The sequence below is a fragment of the Sphingobacterium sp. DR205 genome, assembly GCF_011064245.1.
Classification (GTDB): domain Bacteria; phylum Bacteroidota; class Bacteroidia; order Sphingobacteriales; family Sphingobacteriaceae; genus Sphingobacterium; species Sphingobacterium athyrii.
In genome coordinates, this window is sequence record NZ_CP049333.1 from 4,545,965 (window position 1) to 4,572,906 (window position 26,942).

The following is a 26,942-nucleotide window of genomic DNA, read 5'->3' on the forward strand; positions in this document are numbered from 1 at the left end:
ACAGGAATTAATACAACTTACATTTAATTACATAAGAACAGCTATTTTACTCTTTTTTCAAACGGACGAGCAGCTTGATTTTTTAATCAAAATTCAATCATTTCCATAAAAATAATATGTAACTTTGTGCTTTAATTTGAAGAACGTTCAAAACAAACATTTATAATGATTCATTTCTTTGAGAACCCATCGAACACCGTATATGGTGTTCAAAGCGTAAACTCTTTATCACAAGAAGACATTACTAAACTCAACTGGCTATTCGGCAACGCCAAAAAACTCGACGACCAAACCCTTAACCATTACTTTGTAGGCCCCCGTGCAGCGATGGTCACTCCTTGGAGTACCAATGCCGTAGAAATCACACAGAACATGGCTATTGAAGGAATTGTTCGCATCGAAGAATTTCAACCGGTACCAGCAGATTTCAATGATTTCGATCCAATGATTTCGCAAAAGTTCAGTATGTTGACGCAAGACATGTATACAGTCAACATTAGTCCGGAAGCTATTTTGGAAATTGAAGACATTGATGCGTATAACAAGTCCGAAGGATTGGCACTAAATCCGGAGGAAGTAGCTTACCTCAACAACCTTGCAGCTAAACTGGGCCGTCTGTTGACAGACTCTGAAGTTTTTGCCTTTTCACAAGCCAATTCCGAACACTGTAGACATAAGATCTTCAATGGGACTTTTATCATTGACGGTGAAGAGCAACCTACTTCTTTATTTAAATTAATCAAGAAAACTTCGGAAACAAATCCCAATGAGATTGTTTCTGCCTATAAAGACAATGTAGCCTTTATTAAAGGTCCACGTGTCACTCAGTTTGCGCCTAAATCGGCCGACAAACCAGACTTTTATGAGGAGAAATCCTTTGATTCGGTCTTATCGGTAAAAGCGGAAACACACAATTTCCCAACGACTGTGGAGCCGTTTTCCGGAGCTGCTACAGGTTCCGGCGGTGAAATTCGTGACCGTATGGCCGGTGGTCAAGGTGCTATTCCTTTGGCTGGTACAGCTGTCTATATGACGGCCTACTCCCGCTTATTACAAGATCGTCCTTGGGAGAAAGCCATGCAAGAACGCCAATGGCTTTACCAAACTCCCGTGGATATCCTAATCAAAGCTTCGAATGGAGCTTCCGACTTCGGTAATAAATTCGGGCAACCCCTAATTACAGGATCTGTACTTACTTTCGAACACGAAGAGGAAGGCCGCAAACTTGGCTATGATAAGGTGATCATGCAAGCTGGCGGTGTGGGATACGGAAAATTAGATCAAGCCAAAAAACATACCCCAAAGACAGGTGATAAAATCGTCATTTTAGGTGGTGAAAATTACCGCATAGGCATGGGTGGTGCTGCTGTATCCTCTGCGGATACGGGCGCTTTCGGTTCGGGCATCGAACTGAATGCGATCCAGCGCTCAAATCCGGAAATGCAAAAACGTGCGGCCAATGCCGTTAGAGGCTTGGTGGAATCAGACCATAACCCTATTGTTTCTATCCATGACCACGGCGCTGGCGGACATCTAAACTGTCTATCCGAACTGGTCGAGGAGACAGGCGGTTTAATCGACCTTGATGCGCTTCCGGTGGGTGACCCTACACTTTCAGCGAAAGAAATCATTGGTAATGAATCGCAGGAAAGAATGGGCTTGGTGATTGCTGAAGCTGACATTGCAACGCTTAAACGTGTTGCTGACCGCGAGCGTGCACCAATGTACACTGTAGGTGATGTCACTGGTGACCATCGTTTTACGTTTGCATCCAAGAGCAATGGTGCAAAGCCAATGGATTATGCTTTAGAGGATTTCTTTGGTTCATCACCAAAAACTTTTATGCGTGATAAAACCATCACCCGTAACTACGCAGATCTTAGCTATGACTCTGCCAATATCCCAAGTTATTTAAATCAGGTTTTGCAATTGGAGGCGGTGGCTTCCAAAGATTGGTTAACCAATAAAGTGGACCGTTGCGTCGGCGGCCGTGTTGCCAAACAACAATGTGCCGGCCCGTTGCAGTTGCCTTTAAATAACGTTGGTGTCATGGCTCTTGACTACAAAGGAAAAGAGGGTATCGCAACAACTATAGGACACTCCCCTGTCGCAGCATTAATTGATCCAGCAGCGGCTAGTAAAACTGCTATCGCAGAATCATTATCAAATATCGTATTTGCACCGATTATAAATGGTCTTTCAGGCATCTCATTGTCAGCCAACTGGATGTGGGCAGCAAATAACGAAGGTGAAGATGCTCGGCTTTACCAAGCCGTGAAAGCATGTTCGGATTTTGCAATCGCACTAGGAATCAATATCCCTACAGGAAAAGACTCCTTGTCGATGAAGCAAAAATATCCAAATGGTGAAAATGTAATCGCTCCCGGCACATTGATTATATCTGCTGCTGGAAATTGTACGGATATTACCAAAGTCGTAGAACCTGTCTTAAACAAAAATGCGGGCTCCATCTATTACATCAACCTATCAAAGGACAACTTCAAATTAGGCGGTTCTTCTTTCGCGCAGGTTGTCAATAAACTGGGCACGGAAGTTCCGACAATCCAAGATGCTAACTATTTCAAAACAGCATTCAATACCGTTCAGCAATTAATCAACGATAAGCAGATCGAAGCCGGTCACGATATCGGATCCGGTGGTCTGATCACGACATTGTTGGAAATGACATTTGCCGATGTTAACCTAGCTGCGAACTATGATCTTTCAGGTTTGAATGAATCCGACAGTGTAAAAGTACTGTTCAGTGAAAATATTGGACTTGTGCTACAGGCGAAGGATGATGCTGTTTTCGAGCAAGCTGTCAAAGAAGCTGGTGTAGATGCCATAAAAATCGGTCAGGCTATCGTAGGAACTACAGTGACCATCAAAAACGGAGAAGAGAACTTCAGCTTTGATGTTGCGGCAACACGTGACGTGTGGTCGACCACTTCATTCCTATTGGATTCGAGACAATCGAAAAACGGAACTGCACAACAACGTTTCGATAATTATAAAAATCAACCGTTAACTTTTACTTTCCCAAGTCAGTTCGATGGTAAAAAACCAACGATCGACGGAAGTAAAGCACGTCCAAAAGCGGCCATTCTTCGTGAGAAAGGTTCCAATTCGGAGCGCGAGATGGCAAATGCAATGTTCTTGGCAGGCTTTGATGTAAAAGATGTGCATATGACAGACCTGATTTCAGGCCGCGAAACATTGGAGGATATTCAGTTTATCGGCGCCGTGGGTGGCTTCTCGAATTCTGACGTTTTAGGTTCGGCAAAAGGATGGGCCGGAGCATTTCTCTACAATGAGAAAGCGAAAAAGGCATTGACGGACTTCTTTGCCCGTCCGGACACCCTTTCTGTTGGGATCTGTAATGGTTGCCAGTTATTTATGGAATTGGAAATGATCAATCCGGAGCACGAGGTTCATGGTAAAATGTTGCACAACACTTCAGGAAAGCATGAGTCAAATTTCGTTTCAGTGAAAGTTCAGGAAAATAACTCCGTTATGCTTTCTACATTAGCAGGCAGTACGCTGGGAGTTTGGATTTCACATGGTGAAGGAAAATTCAATTTACCACTTGCAGAAGAACACTATAATATTGTAGCCAAATACGGTTATGAGCAATATCCACATAATCCAAATGGTTCAGACTACAATACAGCGATGATCTGTGATAAAACTGGACGTCACTTGGCAACGATGCCTCATATCGAGCGTTCGATTTTCCAATGGCATTGGGCAAACTATCCAAAAGGACGCCAAGATGAGGTTTCCCCTTGGTTAGAAGCATTTGTCAATGCACGCAATTGGATTGACAACCAAAGCAAATAACAAGCGAAAAGATAAAAGCTCCTTCATCTATGAAGGAGCTTTTTTTTAGATATCCCTTTTGTATCCAGGTTTGTTCATCATATTGTCAAGGGAGTATTTTCCAGATCCCATGACCATAAAAAAGATCAACAAAAAGAATACGACTATCGAAAGCCATAATTCGGAATTCAAATAACTAAAGCCGTTGGTGATGTTGACAAAAAAGACAGCTCCCACCAAGACAGGAAACAGCAATAAGGCCGCTAAACGGGTTTGAAAACCCAAAATAAGAAACAGGCCACCGACCAGATGCGTAAAGACCACATAATGAACAGCTCCCCATATGGACAGGTGGAAACTGCTCTGTTCAATCATGTGCTCAACCACTTGCCTATCGTTTACGAAACTTATCCCCTTGGCAAAAATCATGATGCCCAGGGCAATTCTTAGGTAATCAATCCATTGTGGGTGATGGACGTTTCCCCAATGTTCAATTTTATGTATCAGGTTCATAATATACCTCCTTTTATAGATGGTTATACTGCTATAACAGCTGAAACACAAAAAAGTTGTTCCTAGTATCATTTTAATACACAAGCTATTGCGGTCGCGCGGCCTGGAGAGGATTAAAAGGTCGTGAAACAGATCAGGCTATCACAAACTGAATCACTAGATCCCACAATGCAGTTGTTATTAGTCCCGCTACAATACTAAAACCGATCACTAAGTTCACCAATTTTGTATTGAGGTGATATTGTTCGGCAATAATACCCGAAGTGACCAACGTAGGCATAGCAGCTTCGAAAATGCTGATCCGTGCCACAGGACCTTTTACGCCCAACAGCAATGCAAATGACAAGACCAACAGCGGAGCCAAAATCAATTTATAGATCATGGCTGTACTGATCTGTGCGGCTTGTTGGCGCCAGCCATCAAACTTCAATTGTAAACCGATAGAGAATAGTGCCAATGGTCCTACCGTCGCTACGAGTTTATCAAAAAAGGGTTCAGCCATACTGAAGTCAACAAATTGGGATAAGGTCAATGCGAGGAGACATCCGATCAAAGGGGGAAAAGTAATCAGCTTCTTCACCATAAATTTTGCATCAATGGATTGCCCTTCATGCAGATTTGCTTTCAGGGCATTGATAATCCCCACAGTGGACAATAAGATAAACGTTGTCTGGTCACAAATAATAGCTATCGGCAACTGCGCCTCTCCGAAATAGGCCATGATCAACGGAAACCCAATAAAGGAAGTATTGCTGTAGCCTGCCGCCAACTCCAGACTGCTTCTGGAACGCTGTTTATAGGATTTTCGCTTACAGTACCATTCCATAAATAACCAGCTTCCAGCCCATACCAAAATTGCTGAAAAAATCGGAAACAACATCGCTGAAGACCAGACAATCTTTGGGATATACTTGAAGGAAACCGCCGGAAGCGCAAAATAAAGTATCCAGGTATTGATTCCTTTATGTGCCTCAGCATGGATCAACTTTGCTTTCCTTAACAGCATGCCAGCAGCGATACAAAACGCAATCATTATAAAATTAACCATGTTTTTCCTACAATTTAAGACAACACAAAAGTGCAATAGTAGTCCTAGGAAAAACATGTATAAATACATTATTTTTATGTACATTTAGCACTATCTATCAAAAGAACATGCGAAAAAAACAATTTGAACCGTTATTGATCAGCGAATTTGTGGAAGATACCTTTCACCTCCCCATGCATGAGCAGAATTACTATGAATTAGTTTACATTCGCGCCGGAAGTGGGAAGCAGGTCATCAATAAATTTGAATTGGATTACGAACGTGGTGATATTTTTCTTGTGAGTCCCGCAGATAGGCACTACTTCAACATACAGGAAAAAACACATTTTCTGTTTATTCTTTTTACGGACAGCTATTTTCTGCAAAATCGACGTCAGCAAAAATTATATGCATGGATTATGGAGTTAATGAACGACAGAGGGCTAAGAGAAAATAAACTCGTCCTGACCGAACACCACCGTTTGATCTTTTCTCATCTTATGGAGGCAGTCAGGTTATACAGCCTCGCAGCAGTCAGCCAGACCGCACAGTGGTTATTTGATCAACTACTTGCCATCTTTGGACTTTATAAAGAAATATCCGAGATAAAACGCTTGCCGCAAACACATACACTTCAGCTGGACAGCTCGATTTCAGCTTATATCCATCAGCATATTTTTACGCCTGAGTATCTTCAGATAAAAACAATAGCACAGAAATTTAATATCGCTCCGACTTATTTTGGCATCTATTTTAAGAAGAACTTTGGCAGTAGCCTAAGAGACTACATCAACATGTACCGCATCGAATTAATCGAACATAGACTTAAATCCACTGCATACACACTAAAACAGATTGCTCAGGAATTAGGATTTGTTGATGAAAGCCATTTGTCCCATTTCTATAAGCGTACAAAGGGATACAGTCCAACAACCTATAGAAAACTCCAGACGAAATAATCCGCAACACTACAGGGGCTAACAAACTCTTTTAGTTATTTTTAGGAGATAGGATACTATAGAATTTCAATCCTTTTTCTTCAAACTGCTTGTAAAGGATAATCAGCACATCATTTTTAAAAGATGAGACATTCGCGGCGAAATTCACCCAGCAGGAAACGCTTAAATAGATCATTTCTTCGCTGATATCTTGCACACTGATGCCGCTATCCCGTTCTTTGACGAAATATGGGCTCGCCGTCATTGCATCATTAATCCATTGCTTCGCCTGATCAAGGTCTGCCTTCCGATCAATATGAAGCACAAAACTTGCTTTGCTATACTCTTGAGATAAGGTCCAGTTGACAACTCTACCCGAAAGTAAATCACCGTTGGGAATAATCACATCGGCGCCGTCTGCAGTTTTCAATACACTGGCACGGATACCGATCTCTTTGACACGCCCTTTTTTGTCGGCCAGTTCGATCTGATCGCCCACCCGAAAAGGCTTATCAAAAACAAGAATGATCCCCGACACAAAATTATTAATGATATTTTGCATCCCTAAACCGATCCCAACACTCAGTGCTCCAATGACGACGGTAAGTTTATCAAGGCTCATACCCAAAGCCGAGATAGCCATGAAAAAGCCGATCAGAATAATCGCCAAACGAAATAGCGGAAAGAGCGTCATTTTCTGATTATAGGCCTGATTTAGCTGGCCATCTTCACCACCGAGCACAATGAGACTGATATTCTTTTGAAACCAATTGGCCACAAGCAACAGCAGTACCGCAACAACGAGATTGCCTAAGGTAAAGGAGATGCTGCCGATGCTACGCACCTTGCCAAAAAACGTCTCACTGAGTTCCAATAAGCTGTCAATAAACTGGAGGTTATTTGCCAGGACAATAATTGCCAACAGGACACATACAATACGAAGGATCTCTGTTATAATCGCCAAAGTGCGCTGCTCATTAAAGCGCATCCAGAATCCCGACACCAAACGGTCTTTTTTGAATTGATTGCGGACATCTGCTCTGATCATATCAGCAAAATACTGTAAGGTAAATGATTGCACCAAGCCTACGGCACATGCGATGCTGAAGCTGCGTGAATGCTCCACATGTCCAATGACATTCAATGTAATCGCCGTGATATTTAAGACAGCAAACACCACATAGATAAAATTACTGATATACCCCGGGCTCTCCGGATTCTTGATACGTCTTTTAGTATAACTTACCAATCCCAATGCGATCAGATTAAAGCCGATACAGATGATACGCAAAAACAGATCATCACTTACAATCATATTGACAAAGACATCCAATAGGTAAAAGATGATCAGAATCAAGGCAATCTTACGCTGCTGTCCCGTCATTTTATGCCGCAATAGATACATGAAGATTAACATGATCACCAGCTGAGAGGCCTGTAAAATAAAGGATGGTGTAAAGAAATTGACAAAGGGCAGTAATGTCAGCAGCAAGATAATGGTTTTCCCGACAATGGCATCGATGGCAAGCTTATGTTCCGGATCATTCTGTTTCAGAATATAAGCCACCCGTACGATCCAATACGAATAGGCCAGCCCGAGCACAATCAACAAAATCCGGCTCGCCCAATCCGTGCGATTGACATATTTGTCTATGGATTTATTATTACTATAATTACTGCGAATATTGTCCAAGAGTACATCTTTCGAAATACTTGTCGTATTGGCTTTCCAGATTGAGTTCTTGCCCGGAGCAACATCCGCTTTCTTAGCAGCAGCTTTTGTTTCGGGAATCAGGTCTAATCTATTGAGATGCCGCTGATCCTTGATGATAAGCTCATCAATTGTACGATTGATCGATTCGAGGGAATCCATCTTTGCAGCCAGCCGAAGTTGGGCATTATTAAGATATTGATAGGCGCGCGTGTGATTGCTGGCACTAATAGCATATCGGCTGATGATACCCCTGATCTGATCTTGTGTGCTACTTAAACTGCCGGAATAATTAGCGATACTTCCTTTAATAGATCTCAGCTGCTTAATTTCTTCGGAAATTGCGTTTTTTATGGTCGCGACGGAGTCTTTTGCTGAGTTGCTACTAGTCGCCGCATACGAATTGGATCTTTCATTTAGTTGAGCCACAAATTCCGCCATTGATGCCGTGCGAATATTGGACAGGAACGTCAGATTGACTTTCCGCAGATCATTGCGCAGCGAATCATTCCCCATTCGAGTCGAATCGGCACTTAATCTTCTATTTAAACCCGTATGTGATACCGACCCGTCGGTATTGGCCGTTCCTCCTCTTCTTACCTGCACCGAATCTTGTCCGAAGGCGTAGAAATGTAATGTCAAAAAACTGATAACCGCAATGAAATGCTTAACGCTGCTCAATTTCATATTCCCAAATTGTTAATCTCTTTCAATAATAGCCATTTCGATCTTAGAAGAACTACAAAACGAGGTTTCAGAAAAAAAACCTATCCTATTATTTTCCAGCAAAAATAGTTTATCCAACTCTAAAATCGAATAGCATCCGATAATTTAAGTTCTTCCAACCGTTTGGCCTTATCATCACGGTAAAAGAGATTCATTGTCTCAAAGGGGATTAATTTCAGATCTTTATTGACAATATGTACGCATGATTTTTTGACCGCGCGGACATCGAAATCATAGGCATCCATAAAATTCATGATAATGATGCGGAAAAGATTATCATAATCGAGTTCAGGAGCACAGACCTCAGGCAGACAGCATAACAGCTGATTTACCTTGGGTTTTACTTTATCCACCGAAATACCCGTACTAAAAATATCCAGCAACTGCATCTGAACACCGGTATCCTGTTCATATACAATGGTATTACGGGATTGATTATTTAACAGTACGGCGGGATCAATATGTCGTGTCAGTGGAATCTTTTCCTCACCGATCTTTAGCACATAGCCCATCGCCAGCGCGTCGGGGTTACACGGAACCGGAATGATATCATGCGGATTCAACAAAGGGTACTGATCGAGGATCTCCTGCCTGACCTCAGTCAGTGTCATTTTATGCTGCGGGGCATCCTCCGCATTTCTACCGGCAATCTCCACGGGCTGAAAGGTTACCCCACGCACACAGCGCTGATTCAAAGCATAATCCAGTATTGCTCCGATCTCGTCGTCATTGGTACCCTTCTCCAGGACCACAACGAGCGTTGTGCTCAGATTTAACGCATTGAGCTTTTCAATAGCTTTTTTGCGTACATCAGTCAGATCCTTTCCCCTAAACTTCTCAAGCACTTCCGGTCGGAAAGAATCAAATTGCAGATAAATTTCAAATTCTGGCGCGTAAGTCGCAAGTTGTTCAGCAAATCCGGGATCATTTGCAATCCGGATACCATTGGTATTCAGCATCAAATGTTTTATCGGTTTTGTTTTTGCGATATCCAGTATCTTAAAAAACGCTGGATGAATAGTTGGTTCTCCCCCACTGATCTGAACGACATCCGGCTCACCTTCGTTTTCAACGATCTTGTCAAACATACGCTCGATTTCCTCCAGTGAACGATGCCTCCCATAATGAGGCGAAGACATAGCGTAGCAGGTGGGGCATGTCAGATTGCAACGGTCGGTCACTTCAACGATAGAAAGACAGCTGTGCTGTTCATGATCAACACATAAACCGCAATCGTAAGGACAGCCATAGTGGACCTCATTTTCAAATTTTAACGGTGTCTCAGATGCCTTATTATAGTTCCGGATATTTTTATAGTATTCCACATCGGTTGCGATCAACGTTTTAAAAAAACCGTGATCAGGGCAATTTTTGGTCATAAAGACCTTTTCATCTTCGATGATAATCTTTGCACCTACACGCGAAAGACAAGTCGGACACAGACTAATGGTATAATCGTAATAGGTGTAATTTCTAACTGGCATATATCTATCGCTATTAATTTAGTGCTATTCCACAGGCAACCCCGCCAGCGATCATTGCTCCAATACCGCCCAATAATACTTTCAGCCAAGGGTTAACATTAAATGTAGATTCTTTATTATTGGATTTTATAATCGAACCGATAATGATGACCAAAAGTGCTATTCCAATAACTATAGCACCTCCAAACAGTAAAAACAAGCCCAACATAGCTGTGTTTTCCGAACCAAATGATCCTTCGAGTAAATACATAATTTAGACCCTCCTTTCTATGTGTGCATTCTTCAATAAATAAATATAATAAATTATTACAATAAGACAGGTAATCTGTATGGTACTGATCCCAAAAAGAATGATTGCCCTTGGCTTGATAAAATCCAATAAAAAACGAAAGCTAAAATAACTGAGCATAAAGAGTTGAAAGAGTAAACCATTATGGAATATAAACCTTCGCTTAAACCACTGCAATGAAACAAATAACAGCATCAGAAATGCAATTTCGTATAAGGCCACCGGATGTCTTCGATAAGCATCACCAAGGTACATCCCCAATGGGCAGTCCGTAGGCAGTCCATAAGTCTGCTCAAATACCCCCGTATAAAAACAACCTATCCTTCCGATCATAATCGCAACTATCAGGGGAAATACCATGAGATCGCCGGTGCTCTCTTTCTTACCCATGATTTTTTTTATCAGTTCCACCCCCAGCAGTCCACCTGCCAAGCCGCCTACAATGGTATTATTTAACCAGATGTAACGCATTTTGCTCACGGCATTCAACAGCTCCTCCGGACGTTCCAGCGAACCAATGATATGGGATCCGATCAAGGCGCCTAAGGCCGCAGCAATAACAATCAAAAGTGAATTGGTATGCCCTAAACTCTCCTTATCCTTCCATTTCAGGAGCTGATAATAACGCATCCCCATAAACATCCCCAATCCTTCCATAAACGGATGTAAGAGAAAGGTTTTTCCAAATAGGTCAATGGTAACCGGAAATTCAATCGCTGTAAGCATAAACAAGTATACAAAAGACATTTCAGATATCTATACATGAAAACTAGAAAGCCGGTCCACAAAATGAACCGGCTCTTTAAATCTGTTTTCGTCTAAAATCGTCTCTTACAGTTGATCGCTGTAGACAAATCTGATTTCTTCTCTCAAATTATAACGGGAAGCCATTACCTCACCATAGGCTCCAGCTGAACGGATAGCGATCAAATCCCCCCGTTTTGATACAGGCAAAGGCACTTCCTTCCCAAAGCAGTCCGAGGATTCACAAATTGGCCCGACAACATCATAGTTTAGCGCCTCCGCTCCCGAGCCTTCACTGATATTTTCCATTTTATGGTAAGCCTGGTACAAAGCCGGACGCATCAATTCAGTCATTCCCGCGTCCAGTACCAAAAAGTTTTTCTTGACGCCATTCTTGACATATAATACACGGCTCACTAAGCTTCCACACTGAGCGACCAAGGCTCTACCTAGCTCAAAATGAACTTCCTGATGGGGTTTGCGCTCCAAGAAACGGTCAAAAATATCGAAATAGGCTTCAAAATCCGGAATCGGATTGCCATCCGGATCTTTATAGTCTATCCCAAGCCCACCACCAACGTTCAACACACGGATCTTTGTCCCGCGTTCCTCAAACCAGTTCTTCCACTCGTTGACCTTTACACACAAACTTTTGAATACCGTCATATCGGTAATCTGAGAGCCCACGTGAAAGTGTAATCCCACCAACTCTATAAAATCACATTTCTTAAGAACAGCAGCGCATTTCTCTAAATCCGCATTTGGAATACCAAATTTGTTCTCGTCAAGTCCTGTTGTTATATAATGATGGGTATGTGCATCAACATTGGGATTTATTCGCAAAGCAACATTGGCTTTTACACCTTGTTTTGAAGCCAGTTCGTTGATAACCTCAAGCTCCTGAATAGACTCCACATTGAATGCAAAGATATTTTGCTGTAGTGCATAATTGATCTCTTTATCCGATTTTCCAACGCCGGCAAAAGTAATATTCTGGGGCGCGAAGCCACATTCAATAGCCTTTTTCACTTCATTTCCGCTCACACAGTCCGCACCGAAACCGATCTGTTGCATAGCTTTTAATAACACATCGTTAAAATTGGCTTTCAATGCGTAATGAACATGGAATCCCCTTTTTTGGGAAGCAGTATAAGCCGCTTCCAAGGTTTTGTTCAACACGGCCAAGTCGTAGTAATAAAACGGCGTTTCTTTCTCTGCGAATTTTGCCGCAATAGCTGTATTTATCATAAAACCTACTTTCTTAAAATAAACGATTATGCAATGAACGTAAAGCCTCAGTTTTATGATCCGAATTCAATAAAATGGATACATTAAAGTCCGAACCACCGTATGAAATCATACGAACCGGAAGATGTTTTACAGCATCAAGTACGCGAGCGGCATAACCATGGCTATTCAGACCGAAATCACCGACCACACAGACAATCGTCTGATCACCGTCTACGGTAACAGAACCAAAGTCTTCCACTTCTTTAATAATATCGGCTAAATTTGTCGTATCATCTATGGTCAATGAAACCGCTACTTCTGAAGTAGTAATCATATCGATAGGTGTTTTATAGCGTTCGAAAATTTCGAAAACGCGACGCAAGAAACCGTAAGCAAGTAACATTCTTGAGGAATGAATATGAATGGCGGTGATACCGTCTTTTGCAGCGATTGCCCTGATACAACCTTTTTGTGCACCATCTTTGCTAATTAACGTTCCTTTGGCGTTCGGTTCCATCGTATTTAAAAGACGAACCGGCACATTGTATTTTTGTGCAGGAAATACCGATTGTGGATGCAAGATTTTTGCCCCAAAATAAGCCAATTCGGCAGCCTCGTCAAAGCTAAGATGCGCAATTGGCGTGGTCCCTTTTACGACACGCGGATCATTGTTGTGCATACCGTCAATGTCTGTCCAGATCTGAACTTCATCGGCACGGATAGCTGCTCCGATCAATGAAGCTGTATAATCCGATCCACCGCGGCGCAAGTTATCAATTTCACCAAATGAATTTCTACAGATGAATCCCTGTGTGATAAACAAAGTATTCTCTGGATGCTGAGCCAAAATTGTGTTTAATTTTTCACCGATATATTCCACCATAGGCTCATTGTCCTCATCGATTTTCATAAAATCCAATGCTGGTAACAAGACGGATGAGATACCGATTTCATTGAGGTAAAAATGCCATAATGCGGTAGACATCAATTCCCCTTGTGCCAAAATAATTTTTTCTTCAATTGGCGTAAACAGCTCATTTGCCAAGCTGGAAATTAGGTTAAAATGGTAGTCAATGAGCTCCTTGCCATTTTTATAGCCAGCTTCAGTATTAAAAAGTTCCTTAATAAGGTCTTCGTACTTATCCTTGTGCTTCTTGATCAAATCCTTAGCCTCGTCCTTCTTACCTACTGTGTAAGCCTGACCAATTTCCACTAAAGCATTTGTCGTTCCAGCTACCGCGGACAACACAACGATCTGACGTTCCGAAGGGTTTACAATATCCAACAACCCTTTGATACGTACTGCACTTCCTACTGAAGTACCACCAAATTTTAAAACTTTCATACTAAAGTTACAATTATTAAATTTCTGTGCGCCAATATAGGCAATTCATGAATTTATATTAAAAAAAATGCGGCACAAAATCATGAAAGTTTTGTGCCGCATATATTAATTCTATGCGGAAGAATTACTTCTTCAAGTTTTCGATCAGTAGACCGGCCAATTCTTCGCCGATCCTTTCTTGTGCTTCATTTGTCGCTGCTCCAATATGTGGTGTCAACGAAATCTTTGGATGCTTTAAAATTTCCTCACGCGGTGTGGGTTCGTTGTCGAACACATCTAAACCCGCAAATGCAACTTTGCCAGCATCCAATGCCTTCACCAATTCCAGCTCATCAATAACACCACCTCTGGAAGCGTTCACCAAGCCAACACCATCTTTCAATAATGGGAATTCCGCAGCACCGATCGCTGGTTTATCCAAAAACGGTACATGCAAGGAGATAAAGTCAGAAACTTTCAACAAGTCGGTCATTTCCACCTGTTTGATCGGAACCTCAACCTGAATACCCCCTGAAAGCTCAATGGTAAGTCCTTTCGGGCCTTCAAACAGATCTGTATAAACGACATCCATTCCCAAACCAATGGCGATCTTAGCGACCTCACGACCGATACGGCCAAAGCCTACGATACCGATTGTTTTTCCGCGAAGTTCAGTTCCCGCACCGTACGCCTTTTTCAAAGCACCGAATTTGGTATTTCCTTCAACAGGCATTTTCCTGTTGGAGTCATATAAAAACCGTACACCATTCAATAGGTGTGCAAAAACCAATTCAGCAACGGATAAAGAAGATGCAGCCGGTGTATTCACAACAGCGATGCCTTTTGAACGCGCATATTCCACGTCAATATTATCCATTCCCACACCACCACGACCAATTACTTTCAGATTAGGACAGCCGTCGATCAGCTCTTGGCGTACCTTGGTTGCACTACGTACAGTAATAGCGTCATAAGCAAGCAACTTTTCCGCTAACTCTTCCTGAGGTATATGGTTTGTATCTACAGTATGACCGGCATCTTCCAACATTTTCTTTCCTAGCGGATCGATACCGTCATTTGCTAATATTTTCATCCTTATAATTATTTATGTGGGCCGATTTTCATTGTATTAATGACTCTGTTAAACCCTGTTTGCTTTTTATGAGATGAGGCAAACAAACCTTTTGCAGATCAATGATGATCTCCGTAAAGCCGGTTTATTTCATCAGCATACTTTTAATCAATTTTATTATTTGTGCGTATCTTCAAATTCTTTCATCGCATCGATTAACGCATTCACGCTGCTCAATGGCAATGCATTGTAGATCGAAGCTCTAAATCCACCTACCGAGCGGTGACCTTTAATACCAATCAGATTACGCTCTTTCGCCAAAGCCAAGAATTCCGCTTCCAGTTCAGGCGTATCCATGACGAAAGTCACATTCATGCGTGAACGATCTTCAACAGCTGCAGTTCCTTTAAATAAAGGATTACGGTCAATTTCATCATACAGTGCACGTGCTTTAATGATATTCTCCTGCTCCAAAACAGCAACGCCACCTTTTGCTTTTAACCAGCGTAAATTCAACATCGAAACAAAGATCGAATAAACCGGAGGCGTATTATACATGGAACCGCCATCGATATGCAATTTATAATCTAACATCGAAGGCAGTACACGTCCTGATTTACCCAAAATATCATCCTTCACAATAACCAAAGTCACACCGGCAGGGCCCATATTTTTTTGTGCTCCGGCATATATCAAATCGTAATCTGCGACATTGATCTCACGGGAAAAAATATCTGAAGACATATCCACAACTACTGGCAATTCCGTAGCTGGTTTTTCAAACACCTCGGTACCATAAATTGTATTATTTGCGGTATAGTGAAAATAAGCAGCATCCGAAGGGATTGAATATCCTTTAGGAATATAAGAATAGTTCTTATCTATTGAGGAGGCTACAACATCTACTGTTCCGAATTTCTTCGCTTCTTTTAAGGCCTTTGTCGCCCATACACCTGTATCTAAATAAGCAGCTTTACCGCCTTCAGGTAAAAGGTTTAGGGGTGCCATCGCAAATTGCAGACTTGCTCCACCTTGCAAGAAAAGAATCGAATATCCTTGTGGTACGGCTAATAATTCGCGTACTAACTGAGTCGCCTCATCTATCACTGCTTCAAACTCTTTGGAACGGTGAGAGATCTCTAAAATTGATAAACCTGTGTTGTTAAAATCAATTACAGCTTCTGAGGCTTGTTGAAATACTTCCTTTGGCAGAATACATGGACCTGCTCCAAAATTATGTTTCATTGATGTTATAGTTTGTTTGATTGCCCTTTCTGAACCCTAGTAAAGCAATCTGTTGTTTAAAAACCAAAGGTAAAATAAAATTATATATTTTTCAACTATTCTGTTTTTTTATTGATAATTTACAAAATTATGATTCATTTCAATAAAAATATCACACAACAAGATGCCGATTGATTATTAAAATAATCAAAGAAGAAGCACCTTCCAGGCCATATCTAATTGATTATCTTGCAAATACTCTTTCGCTTTAAGCTGAAGATGGACATTGCGTGAGGATTGATCACCGATGAAGGCATTTAATAATTCATAAATTTCAGGCAGGGATGTAATTTCATCTACTTCTTGTGGAGTAGGCAAACGGTCTATCTGAGCCAGTTTAGTTTTATCTTCCAAACTAAATACAGTGGATTCTTTTACAAAAGGGGGAAGTTGATCATAGTGCATAAAAAAGCAGAAATTTTAATCAAATTTCTGCTTAATATCTTAAAAAAGAAAATTCTTATAATTTTTCAATGATCCGATCTGCGAACTCACTGGTTTTCACCAATGTTGCATCATCCATTAAATTGTAAAAATCCACGGTCACCGTTTTTGCAATAATGGTTTCCCCGAGTGCCTTTACGATAGCTGCCGAAGCCTCTGTCCAGCCTAAATATTCCAGCATCATCACTCCACTGAGAATAACAGATGACGGATTCATGGTATTTGTATTTGCAAATCGCGGCGCGGTACCATGCGTAGCTTCAAAAACGGCATGCCCTGTCTTAAAGTTTATGTTCGCTCCCGGCGCGATACCTATCCCACCGACCATGGCTGCAAGGGCATCAGAGATATAGTCCCCATTTAAATTTAAGGTTGCCACCACCGAAAAGTCACGCGGGTTAAGCAGGATCTGTTGCAGAAAATTATCCGCAATAATATCCTTAACCAAAATTTTACCGGCAGCAAGCGCATCTTTTTGTTCCTGATTGGCAACGGTCTCACCTTTCTCAGCCTTGGTTCGCTCCCATTGTCCCCAGGTATAGGTTTTATCCGCAAATTCCGTTTCAGCGACCTCGAAGCCCCAGATTTTGAAGGCTCCTTCGGTATATTTCATGATATTACCCTTGTGGACGATGGTCACCGAAGGTAATCCATATTGAATAGCATGTTCGATGGCTGCACGAACCAGACGTTTGGATCCTTCTTCAGAAACCAGTTTGACCCCAACCCCTGTCGTACTCGAAAAGTTATAATCAATATCAAGTTCGTCATGAAGGAAATCCTGCAATTTATTGGATTCAGCACTGCCGGCCTGAAACTCGATACCGGCATAGATATCTTCGGTATTTTCGCGGAAGATAACCATATTCACATATTCAGGATGTTTGACTGGAGACGGTACCCCCTCAAACCATTTCGTCGGCCGCTGACAGACATACAGATCCAGGTCTTTGCGCAAGGCAACATTCAATGAGCGGATACCACCGCCTACAGGAGTAGTCAATGGCCCTTTTATGCCCACCAGATATTCGCGTAGTACAGCTAAAGTTTCCTTTGGCAACCACTCACCGGTTTCATGAAAAGCTTTTTCTCCCGCCAAAACTTCTTTCCAGCTGATTTTCCGCCGTCCATCATATGCCTTCTCTACAGCCCGATCAAAAACACGCACTGCGGCATGCCATAGGTCAGGACCTATGCCATCACCGATGATAAAAGGAATCGTTGGGAAATCTGGAACCTGTAATGTTCCTTCGTTGGACATTGTAATTTTATTTGACATAAATCTGCGTTTTTAGCGGATAGCAACTATCCTTTATTAAACATATTTCCAATCTCTTTACTAATCTTCCGGAATATCGGTGCAGCCTCAACATCCTCGTATTCGTCGATATGCGCATTCTCTATTCTACTAGGAAACACCAAAACAAGGTTTTCGTTTGCGTAGATACGATCTAATTTTTTTGCAACACCATCCAGCGAATCCCGATAGGATACTTCCCCATTCCGTGCAGAAACAAAGATAAACATGGACTCTTCTTCTTTAAACGCTTTTAGTCCCTGTAAATTATCCCAATCATCGTAATGCCTGAACGTCACGGGAACAGAGTTTTTGATTTCGGCGAGATGCCCTTTGATCGCCGAAGCAGACCGTGTATCAACGACAAAAGAAATGGGAACAGAGAGCTCCTGAGCAAGCTTGATAACCTTTTCCAACCAGTATTCAAAACCAAACTCGGCCTCACACATCGGCGGAGCAAACACAACAATGGATTTATTGGAAATAAAAGGCTTTTTAAAATGACAGAGCATTACATTGGCCGACGTTCTGTTGAGAATACTTTCTGTTTTTTCGCCGACAAATTTATCCATAAAATTGGCTGCGCTTGGCCAGCCCAGCACAATACAATTGGCCGACACCTCTTTTGCTGACCGGGCCACACCGCTGGCAATATTTAAATCTATCGTTGCACTGATATTGACATTTGTCTCCGAACCCGAAGCATAACGTACCATATTGTCCAGATTCTTACGCGCGCGGGCCATATTCAGTTGTGCCTGCTCATTATCCTTTACTACAGATACAATACTCACTGGATAGGTACACTTTTTACTCTTGATGTAGGTTGAAAAATCAAGGATCGGCTCCATATTATCCATATTAGCAATAGAGATCAAGATGTTTTCATCTTTTTCTTTTACCACATCTGTATGCTCCTCATCCTGTTCGCCGTCCATAACCACTTTTTTAGAAGCATTTCCCGTGACGATGGTCGCAACTATACAGGTTACCAAAATGAGCAAAATTGTTCCGTTCAGCACATTTTCATCTATAATTCCGTTTTTGTGACCGACCATAATAACAGCCAATGTAGCTGCAGCATGCGCACTGCTCAGACCGAAAATCAGGTTGCGCTGCCCACGGCTATACTTGAATATTTTCTGTGTCAGCCAAGCCGCCGCATATTTCCCCACAATAGCCACAATCGTAAGCGTACCGGCTATAATTAATGCCTGTGGTCCTTTCAAAATAACACTTACATCCACAATCATACCGACAGATATCAGAAAAAAAGGAATGAAAATGGCATTACCAATGAATTCAATTCGATTCATCAGTGCTGAAGAATGTGGTATCAATTTATTCAAAGCCAAACCCGCCACAAAAGCTCCGATAATGGGTTCCAAACCCGCTATTTCTGCCAGAAAGGCCGCAAAAAATACAACGGAAAGTACAAAAATATAGTTTGCTGTTTTTTCACTGCCCAGCCGCTCAAAAAACCATTTCGCAATCCTCGGAATAACACCAAACATAATAAAGAGGAAAATCGCAAAGGAAATACCGAGTGTAACCCAAAATTCATTTCCTATATTCCCTTGTGAGACACCTGTAATGACAGCCAAGATGATGAGCACCGCCGTATCAGTCAGAATCGTTCCACCAATTGTAATCGCCACCGCTTCCATCTTAGAGATCCCATAACTATTCACGATGGGATAAGACACCAAAGTATGGGTCGCAAACATACTCGATATCAACAAACTCGCCAGGACATCATATCCCAATAGTAAATGACAAACGGGATAACCGATGCTTATGGGAACGATAAATGTAAAAAAACCAAACAGTAAGCTTTTATTTTTAGTCTTTTTGAATTCATTCATATCCAGTTCCAGCCCGGCAATAAACATGATATATAAAAGCCCTATGGTTGAAAACAGGTTAATAGCTGAATTTTTCTCCAGCCAATTTAATCCGTGGGGGCCAATAATGACACCGGAGATAATCAGTCCGATAATACCCGGTACTTTAATTGGCCGAAGGATGATGGGGGAAAGAAGGATAATAAAGAGTACCAGTGAAAAAATAAGTACGGGATTTTGTAAAGGCGCTTCAAAAGCTTGGGAAATATGCTCGAAAGTTTTATTCATATGTGCTCGTATGCTATCGGTAAAATGTATCTAGCTATTTCCTTACTAGCCGAAAATAGCTAACAGCCCTAAAAATACGATTTTTCCAGCAAAACGAGTCCTAAAAAAAGGCTTACTTAAAAGAAATTGCTTTTATCGGACTAATCTTGGTAATTAACATCGAAGGAATAAACAGGGAAACCATACCAATAAAGACTACAGCAAGATTGACCAATACGACGTCTGACCAATAAAGCTTTACAGCCACATAAGAAATATAGTAGGTTTGCTCATCCAACTTAAAAAAATGGGTATAATCCTGTAAAAAATAAAAGCCTAAACCGATGAGGTTACCGATCAGCAGGCCAAGACCGATCAGGTATAATGCGCTATACATAAACACCCGTCGAATACCTGCATTATGGTAGCCCAGCGCCTTTAAAATACCGATCATGGAAGTACGCTCAAGAATGGTAATCAATAAGGCCGAGATCATATTGATAATAGCCACCACAGTCATGAGTATAAAGATAATCTTGGTATTCATATCCAGTAGATCCAACCACTGAAAAATATCCGGCACCTGATCTTTAATATTGATTGCCTGCATATCAATCGGCAACATATCCTCTATCTTAGCTGTTGTCTGTCCCAGCTGACTGAAATCTTTAATCCGAATTTCATACCCTCCTACCTCATTGTCATCAAGATTGCTCAGTTTTCTAATGAGGTTAAGCGATCCGATCACGTACACCTTGTCCAGTTCTTCTGAGCCCGTATTAAATATTCCTTTAATGACAAACTTTCTTTTACGGATAGGCTCCTGAACAAAATACATAATAAAATCATCACCTACTTTTAAGAGAAGCCGGTCGGCCAGATATTTAGAGATTAAAATCTGATTATCGACAGTCTCGGACTTAAAATCTATGGTATTCCCTTCGAGCAGCATATTTTTTATCGGCTGCTGATCATATAGTGAATCAATTCCTTTTAAAACAACACCTTCCACCTCATCATTCACATTGATGATGCCAGCCTTCGTCGCAAATGCATTGATGGAATACACTTGCGGATTCGCCAATATGGCTTTGTGAAGTTTGGGCGTAAGTGAAATAGGTGAATTTTCGTAGGATTTATTTAGATCGTAACGCAAAACCAGTACATCCGCAAAAAAGCCGCGTTGCTTGCTAATAATTTCCCCTTTAAATCCCCGCAAAACAGCAATAGAGATAATAATGGCAGCAATGGCTAGCGCAATTGCACCAATTGTAACCCGAACAATCAATTTAGAGAAAGTCCGTTTACCGGAAAATGCTATTCGATTTGCTAAAAAATAAGGAAAATTCAAGCTTTCAATATATTTATGTAACTTCGCAAAGTTATAAAAATTTGTTATTTACAAAACTGTAATAACAAATAATTAGCGCTTTCGCGGCGGATTGATCATCTGCCAAGTTATTGATTGATTTTAAGAATTTTATAAAAAACACCTCTACTATGCGTATCATTTTCATGGGGACTCCTGACTTTGCTGTTGCTTCACTTGAAGCACTCATTCAATCTGGCGAACAAGTCGTTGCTGTCGTTACAGTACCGGACAAGCCTGCCGGCCGGGGACAGAAAATACAGGAATCAGCCGTTAAAATATACGCCACACAACATCATATTCCGGTTCTTCAACCGGTCAAACTCCGGGACGAAGGCTTTCTTACTGAACTAAAGAGTTATCAGGCCGACCTTCAGGTCGTAGTCGCATTCCGCATGTTGCCCGAAATGGTCTGGGACATGCCGAAATACGGTACGATTAACGTCCACGCTTCTTTACTTCCGCAGTACAGGGGTGCTGCACCGATCAATCATGCCATTATGAACGGTGAAAAAGAATCTGGGGTGACCACATTCCTATTGCAGCATGAAATTGACACAGGAAATATACTGTTGGCCGAAAAAGTTGCTATCCGTGAAACGGATACCGCCGGAGATCTTCACGACAAGCTGATGCATGCAGGAGCCCGAACATTGCTCCAAACAATCCAGGCGTTAAAAGCAGGAACTCTGCAACCTAAAAGCCAAGACAACATCGTCCCAACAACCGCATTGAAACATGCACCAAAAATCTTCAAAGACGATTGTAAAATCAACTGGAATCAATCTACCGACGTTGTTTACAACTTTATACGCGGACTTAGTCCCTACCCTACAGCATTCACGATCCTGAAAGACAAAGTCTTAAAAATATATCAAACGGAAAAAGAGCAAACAGCTACCGCTGTCGCTCCGGGAACAATAGAGACAGACCAAAAAAGCTATTTGAAGTTTGCAACGCAAGATGGCTATATCAGCGTATCAGAACTGCAGCTGGAAGGCAAAAAGAAAATGAATGTCGTAGACTTTTTAAAAGGCTACAGATTCTAGATTTTCTCATCACCACCGTCATAATATTGCAACAAATCACCGGGCTGGCAGTCTAGTGCTCTACATATTGCTTCAAGTGTATCTAACCGCAGGGCCTTGGCCTTTTGGTTTTTTATGATTGAAAGATTAGAAAGCGTAATCCCTACACTATCACTCAATTGGTTAAGTGACATTTTTTTCTCTTTCATTATTTTATCCAAATGAATTAAGATTGGCATATTATAATTTTTATTCCTTTAAATTTATTTAATGTCTCTAGTAAAACAAAACATATATCTTTTTGTTTTATCATAAAATTATCATTTTAAAATAAATTGAAAGAATGGAGCACACGTAACATATCTGATATCTTTAGATAAATTACTTGAGAATAGAAAAAAAATAAAAATTGTTAGGGCTTTAAATATCAATCAGTTGAATATTAAAGCTACAATTGAGGAAGAAAAACAATATTAAATGGAATAGTTTTTGATAGTGTAAAATGAAGGTCTACCAAATCATAACTCATTATAGATGAGCGGATAGATAATCCATTTTCCATTAATAATTCAAAAATTTTTCGTATTTTCGCAAACATTTCTTAGAGAGGAGAATTAATAAAAATTAATGAGACAGCTCAAAATTACACAATCTATCACCAATCGTGAGTCCCAGTCTTTGGACAAATACTTACATGAAATTGGTAAAGTAGACTTAATTACAGCAGAAGAAGAAGTAGAATTAGCACAGCGCATCCGCGAGGGCGATCAAGTTGCCTTGGAAAAATTGACTAAAACCAACCTTCGTTTCGTAGTATCAGTAGCAAAACAATATCAAAATCAAGGATTGACCTTAGGTGATTTAATCAATGAAGGCAACCTGGGCTTAATTAAAGCAGCTAAACGTTTTGACGAAACAAAGGGTTTTAAATTTATTTCTTATGCCGTTTGGTGGATTCGCCAATCTATTCTTCAAGCAATTGCTGAACAATCACGTATCGTACGTCTGCCATTGAACCAAGTCGGTTCTCTAAGCAAAATCAGTAAGGCTTTCTCAAAACTAGAACAGGAATACGAGCGGGAGCCATCTCCGGAAGAACTGGCAGATATCCTTGAAACCACCGTTGATAAGGTTTCGGACACCTTAAGTAATTCCGGCCGTCACGTATCCATGGATGCACCCTTTGTTCAAGGTGAAGAAAACACACTCTTGGATGTATTGGAAAACCATGACCCAGACACAGATAGCTCTTTAATTGATGAATCTCTTTCAGAAGAAATCAAGCGATCATTGGCAACTTTAACAGAAAGAGAACGTGAAATCATCGTTCTATTCTTTGGATTAGGTTCCAACCACCAACTGTCGCTTGAAGAAATCGGCGAGAAATTCAATTTGACACGCGAACGCGTACGTCAAATTAAAGACAAGGCTCTTCAACGTTTGAGACACACTTCAAGAAGCAAAATCTTAAAATCTTATTTAGGTTAAAAAAGATATTTATTGAAATTTTTGGCAATCCCAATCAGAAATGATTGGGATTTTTTTTTACAATAAAAGGGTCGTTTACTGCATGCAGTAAACGACCCTTTTATTGTATGTGCAATGGATTCTACCCTACTTAGAATCTGGCATCAAAATAAATTCAAAAAGTCGATCTTTTTTCAAATATTTCCCCGCGACATCCTGTACAGATTTCGGCGTGACTTTATTCAGGTTTTCCGTGCGACGTGTATATCTACTGATATCCAGATCATTTTGGTAAGAACTGGAGATATAATTCAGCCAATAGCCGTTCTCCCGCAGGTTTAATTCGTTCTGTCTTCTTTGTTCAGCCACAAATTTCTCAATATCCACCTTCTCCGGCCCTTTGTCCTGAATCTTTTTCACCTCGTCCAAAGCAGAGCTGATCAATGGGTCCGCCTTATCCACTGCTGAACCAAAACCAATTGAAAAGGCGTAACGTGCTTTAGGAAGTTTATTGAAACCGGCACGGGCACCGACGCCATACACACCGCCTTCTTTCTCCCGCAATCGTTCAAGTAATTTGATCGTCAATACACTTTCTAAAGCTTCCATATTGACATTTTCATTTTCATTATAGCTATAGTCGCCATAATAAGCCAATTGTGTACTTGCCTTCTGCTCCTTGCCTTTGTGCACGACAACACGCTCCCCTTTAGCTGGCTCCAGAATATTTAAATCTTTATAGTTCTCTCCCCGTTTGACCGCAGGCAGAGCGGCAAGATAAGTCTCAATATATGGCTTAATCTGGTTTTCATCAAATGATCCCACAATAGTAAAGACGAAATCCGAAGCATCTGCAAATCGCTCTTTATAAATTGCCAATGCACGATTAGGATCAATCTTTGTAAGCGTTTCGACTGTCGGGTTTTGTCTCCGTACATTATTACCATAGAGCACTTCTTTTACTTTATCTGAAAAGACATTATTGGGGTCGCTCAGCCTGTTCTCCAATGCCCCTTTTGCTCTGGTCATGGTGCTCTGAAAGACATCGCTATCCAGCCGTGGTTCCGTAAAATAACCATAGATCAACTCAAAGGCATTTTTCAGGCCTTCCTTATCTGTGCGACCAGAGATACCCTCATAGCGCTCGGAAATATACGGAGAAATCGATACCTCCTTCCCGGCAAGGTATTTCGTTAATTCGACATTACTCATTTGTCCGACACCGCTCGCATCGACTAATGAAGAGGCATTTGAAGCGGAGAAGTAATCAGCATCAGCATACAACGACGTTCCTCCAGGACTATAGGCCATAATCTGGATTTCGTCATTTTTAAAATCTGTAGGTTTTAAAATCACCTTCACGCCATTGCTCAAAACCAATTCTTTAGCTTGGACCGCTGTGACATCCTTTGAGGACACGATTGAACCCTTAGTAGGTTCTTTGGAAAGCAAGGGAAGACTGGAGACCTTATCCTCATAAGCAGAAACCGGACTATCTTCGACCGCCTTCACCCATCCCAAAACAGCTTGTTCTGTAGGCAGGTTCGCCTTTTCCTTTTCTGGCCCCATAATTAATATATCACGATTTAAATCGGTATAATATTTTTTGACCAGGGCATTTACCTCTTCCAGTTTTAAAGTGGGCAATAATTGTTTTGATAAGTTATAGGAAGCCTCGTTACTCAAGGCAGGCTCGTTGTCGATAAAGTAGTTCAGGTAACGGTTGACATAGCTATCGGATTTTTTCTTATCCCGCTCGATATAGGCCATTTCATTGCCCTTCTTCATATCAGCAAGTGCCCGATCAAGCTCAGTCTGTGTAAAGCCGTATTTTTGGATACGCTCAAATTCGGTCAACATCGCTTTAAACCCTGATTCCAGTTCTCCCGGTTTAGGTACCACCACTAGGGAGAACGTATTTAGGTTAGCCACTAAATCGCCGATACTACCTCCTGCTTGCATAAAAGGTGGATTAGGTTGCTGCATCAGCTCAGAAAAACGGCCAGCAATCATCTGATTGAAAATGCTTTTGAGCAATTCATTGCGGTAATCTCCAACAGTAACCACCTTTTCCTTTTCGTTCTTGATCAGGATCTGAGCCACGGTATAAGGAAGTTCTGGATCCGAGATCGTCAAAAATTGATTTTTATTCAATAGATCCACCCGAAACTCTTTACGTGGAAGAACCTTCTTCGGCATCGTCATATCCGAAAATAACACCTTCACTTTTTCTTCGATTGCTTTAGGATCAATATCACCGACGATAATGAGCGCCTGCAGATCTGGGCGATACCAGTCCTGGTGAAACTTACGTATTTCGGTATATGGAAAGGTCTTTAAAATTTCTTCCGTACCAATCGGCAAACGTTTTGAGTAAAGAGATCCGTTGAGTACCATCGGAAAATACTGATCTTGTAGACGTTGTTGCACGCCTCTTCCCCCGCGTTTCTCTTCCAAAATTACCCCACGTTCTTTATCAATTTCCTCACCATCCAATAGAGCATCCTGCGCCCAGTCGCGCATGACCTGCATTCCATTTTTTAACAATTCCGGATCATCCGACGGTATAGGTAATTGATAGACCGTCTGATCAAAACTGGTATAGGCATTCAGATCTGAGCCAAACCGGACACCTGCTTTTTGGAGGTAATTGACAAGTTCATTTTTTGGAAAATGCTTCAGACCATTAAAGTTCATGTGTTCCAAAAAATGCGCCAACCCGAGCTGCTTTTCATTTTCCAGGATCGAACCGGCTTTCATGCCCAAATACATGGTAACACGGCCCTTGGGCTCTGTATTTTTACGGATAAAATATGTAAATCCATTTTTTAGTTTACCGGTAACAACTTCATTGTCGAAAGGTAATTTTTGATTTAAGGCCAAACTATCCTGTGACAGAATAGCTCTGGCTTCCGCCCTCAAGGTGGTTGGCATTTTTGCTTCTACTCCATAGAAAGTCGCGGGTAGTAAAAAGGCTAATGCGAGTGGTTTAATGAATTTCATACAAAAAAATCTCTTTTTTAGTTATTTTTTGCTAATTGTTTGTATTAAGGTAAACGGGATTG

20 protein-coding genes are annotated in these 26,942 nt (G+C 41.2%); 4 read left to right on the forward strand and 16 right to left on the reverse strand.

All coding sequences use genetic code 11. The features are described from left to right. Window positions 1-165 precede the first annotated feature (165 nt). Complete coding sequence (gene purL, locus G6053_RS19805; protein WP_165308101.1) at window positions 166-3,840, forward strand: phosphoribosylformylglycinamidine synthase; 3,675 nt, start codon at window positions 166-168, stop codon at window positions 3,838-3,840. 45 nt (window positions 3,841-3,885) lie between these two features. On the opposite strand, the gene G6053_RS19810 is transcribed toward purL, so the two are convergent. Then, window positions 3,886-4,332 carry a DoxX family protein gene (locus tag G6053_RS19810; protein ID WP_165308102.1) on the reverse strand — a complete coding sequence of 149 codons (447 nt, stop codon included), beginning with the start codon at window positions 4,330-4,332 and terminating at the stop codon, window positions 3,886-3,888. Between the two features lie 133 nt (window positions 4,333-4,465). Beyond that, on the reverse strand, window positions 4,466-5,380 hold the full coding sequence (locus tag G6053_RS19815; protein ID WP_108633235.1) for an AEC family transporter: 915 nt from the start codon (window positions 5,378-5,380) through the stop codon (window positions 4,466-4,468). Window positions 5,381-5,487: 107 nt separating this feature from the next. Here G6053_RS19815 and G6053_RS19820 point away from each other — a divergent pair, with 107 nt between their 5' ends. After that, complete coding sequence (locus G6053_RS19820) at window positions 5,488-6,318, forward strand: AraC family transcriptional regulator (RefSeq protein WP_108633234.1); 831 nt, start codon at window positions 5,488-5,490, stop codon at window positions 6,316-6,318. A 31-nt stretch (window positions 6,319-6,349) separates the two neighbouring features. On the opposite strand, the gene G6053_RS19825 is transcribed toward G6053_RS19820, so the two are convergent. From G6053_RS19825 to G6053_RS19880, 12 genes are all read right to left on the reverse strand, one after another. Beyond that, window positions 6,350-8,695, reverse strand: a complete 2,346-nt coding sequence (locus G6053_RS19825; protein ID WP_165308103.1) for a mechanosensitive ion channel domain-containing protein — start codon at window positions 8,693-8,695, stop codon at window positions 6,350-6,352. A 119-nt stretch (window positions 8,696-8,814) separates the two neighbouring features. Continuing rightward, a complete protein-coding gene (locus G6053_RS19830) occupies window positions 8,815-10,218 on the reverse strand; it encodes a radical SAM protein (protein WP_108633232.1) in 1,404 nt (467 codons plus the stop codon). A gap of 13 nt (window positions 10,219-10,231) precedes the next feature. Continuing rightward, window positions 10,232-10,468: a hypothetical protein gene (locus tag G6053_RS19835; protein ID WP_108633231.1), complete on the reverse strand. Its 237-nt coding sequence runs from the start codon at window positions 10,466-10,468 to the stop codon at window positions 10,232-10,234. A gap of 3 nt (window positions 10,469-10,471) precedes the next feature. Continuing rightward, window positions 10,472-11,233: a prolipoprotein diacylglyceryl transferase family protein gene (locus G6053_RS19840; RefSeq protein WP_206531780.1), complete on the reverse strand. Its 762-nt coding sequence runs from the start codon at window positions 11,231-11,233 to the stop codon at window positions 10,472-10,474. Between the two features lie 105 nt (window positions 11,234-11,338). After that, window positions 11,339-12,499, reverse strand: a complete 1,161-nt coding sequence (lysA, locus tag G6053_RS19845; RefSeq protein ID WP_165308105.1) for a diaminopimelate decarboxylase — start codon at window positions 12,497-12,499, stop codon at window positions 11,339-11,341. A 13-nt stretch (window positions 12,500-12,512) separates the two neighbouring features. Then, a complete protein-coding gene (locus G6053_RS19850) occupies window positions 12,513-13,826 on the reverse strand; it encodes an aspartate kinase (protein ID WP_108633228.1) in 1,314 nt (437 codons plus the stop codon). A 124-nt stretch (window positions 13,827-13,950) separates the two neighbouring features. Then, window positions 13,951-14,898, reverse strand: coding sequence for a D-2-hydroxyacid dehydrogenase (locus G6053_RS19855; RefSeq protein WP_165308106.1), 948 nt, complete (start codon window positions 14,896-14,898; stop codon window positions 13,951-13,953). A gap of 156 nt (window positions 14,899-15,054) precedes the next feature. After that, window positions 15,055-16,122, reverse strand: a complete 1,068-nt coding sequence (gene serC / locus G6053_RS19860; RefSeq protein WP_108633226.1) for a 3-phosphoserine/phosphohydroxythreonine transaminase — start codon at window positions 16,120-16,122, stop codon at window positions 15,055-15,057. 186 nt (window positions 16,123-16,308) lie between these two features. Further along, window positions 16,309-16,566: a hypothetical protein gene (locus G6053_RS19865; protein ID WP_165308107.1), complete on the reverse strand. Its 258-nt coding sequence runs from the start codon at window positions 16,564-16,566 to the stop codon at window positions 16,309-16,311. A gap of 55 nt (window positions 16,567-16,621) precedes the next feature. Beyond that, entirely contained in the window at window positions 16,622-17,884 is a 1,263-nt protein-coding gene (icd, locus tag G6053_RS19870) for an NADP-dependent isocitrate dehydrogenase (RefSeq protein WP_165308109.1), read from the reverse strand. Window positions 17,885-17,910: 26 nt separating this feature from the next. Next, window positions 17,911-20,034: a cation:proton antiporter gene (locus tag G6053_RS19875; protein WP_165308110.1), complete on the reverse strand. Its 2,124-nt coding sequence runs from the start codon at window positions 20,032-20,034 to the stop codon at window positions 17,911-17,913. Window positions 20,035-20,146: 112 nt separating this feature from the next. Continuing rightward, window positions 20,147-21,364: an FtsX-like permease family protein gene (locus G6053_RS19880; protein ID WP_108633222.1), complete on the reverse strand. Its 1,218-nt coding sequence runs from the start codon at window positions 21,362-21,364 to the stop codon at window positions 20,147-20,149. A 149-nt stretch (window positions 21,365-21,513) separates the two neighbouring features. Between G6053_RS19880 and fmt the strand changes: the two genes are divergently transcribed. Then, window positions 21,514-22,431, forward strand: a complete 918-nt coding sequence (gene fmt / locus G6053_RS19885) for a methionyl-tRNA formyltransferase (RefSeq protein WP_108633221.1) — start codon at window positions 21,514-21,516, stop codon at window positions 22,429-22,431. Here fmt and G6053_RS19890 read toward each other — a convergent pair. Then, entirely contained in the window at window positions 22,428-22,649 is a 222-nt protein-coding gene (locus G6053_RS19890) for a helix-turn-helix transcriptional regulator (protein ID WP_165308112.1), read from the reverse strand. The genes fmt and G6053_RS19890 overlap by 4 nt on opposite strands. A 388-nt stretch (window positions 22,650-23,037) precedes the next feature. Between G6053_RS19890 and G6053_RS19895 the strand changes: the two genes are divergently transcribed. After that, window positions 23,038-23,898 carry an RNA polymerase sigma factor RpoD/SigA gene (locus G6053_RS19895; RefSeq protein ID WP_028068906.1) on the forward strand — a complete coding sequence of 287 codons (861 nt, stop codon included), beginning with the start codon at window positions 23,038-23,040 and terminating at the stop codon, window positions 23,896-23,898. A 126-nt stretch (window positions 23,899-24,024) separates the two neighbouring features. Here G6053_RS19895 and G6053_RS19900 read toward each other — a convergent pair whose 3' ends face one another. Beyond that, window positions 24,025-26,880, reverse strand: coding sequence for a M16 family metallopeptidase (locus G6053_RS19900; protein WP_165308113.1), 2,856 nt, complete (start codon window positions 26,878-26,880; stop codon window positions 24,025-24,027). Between the last annotated feature and the right edge of the window lie 62 nt (window positions 26,881-26,942).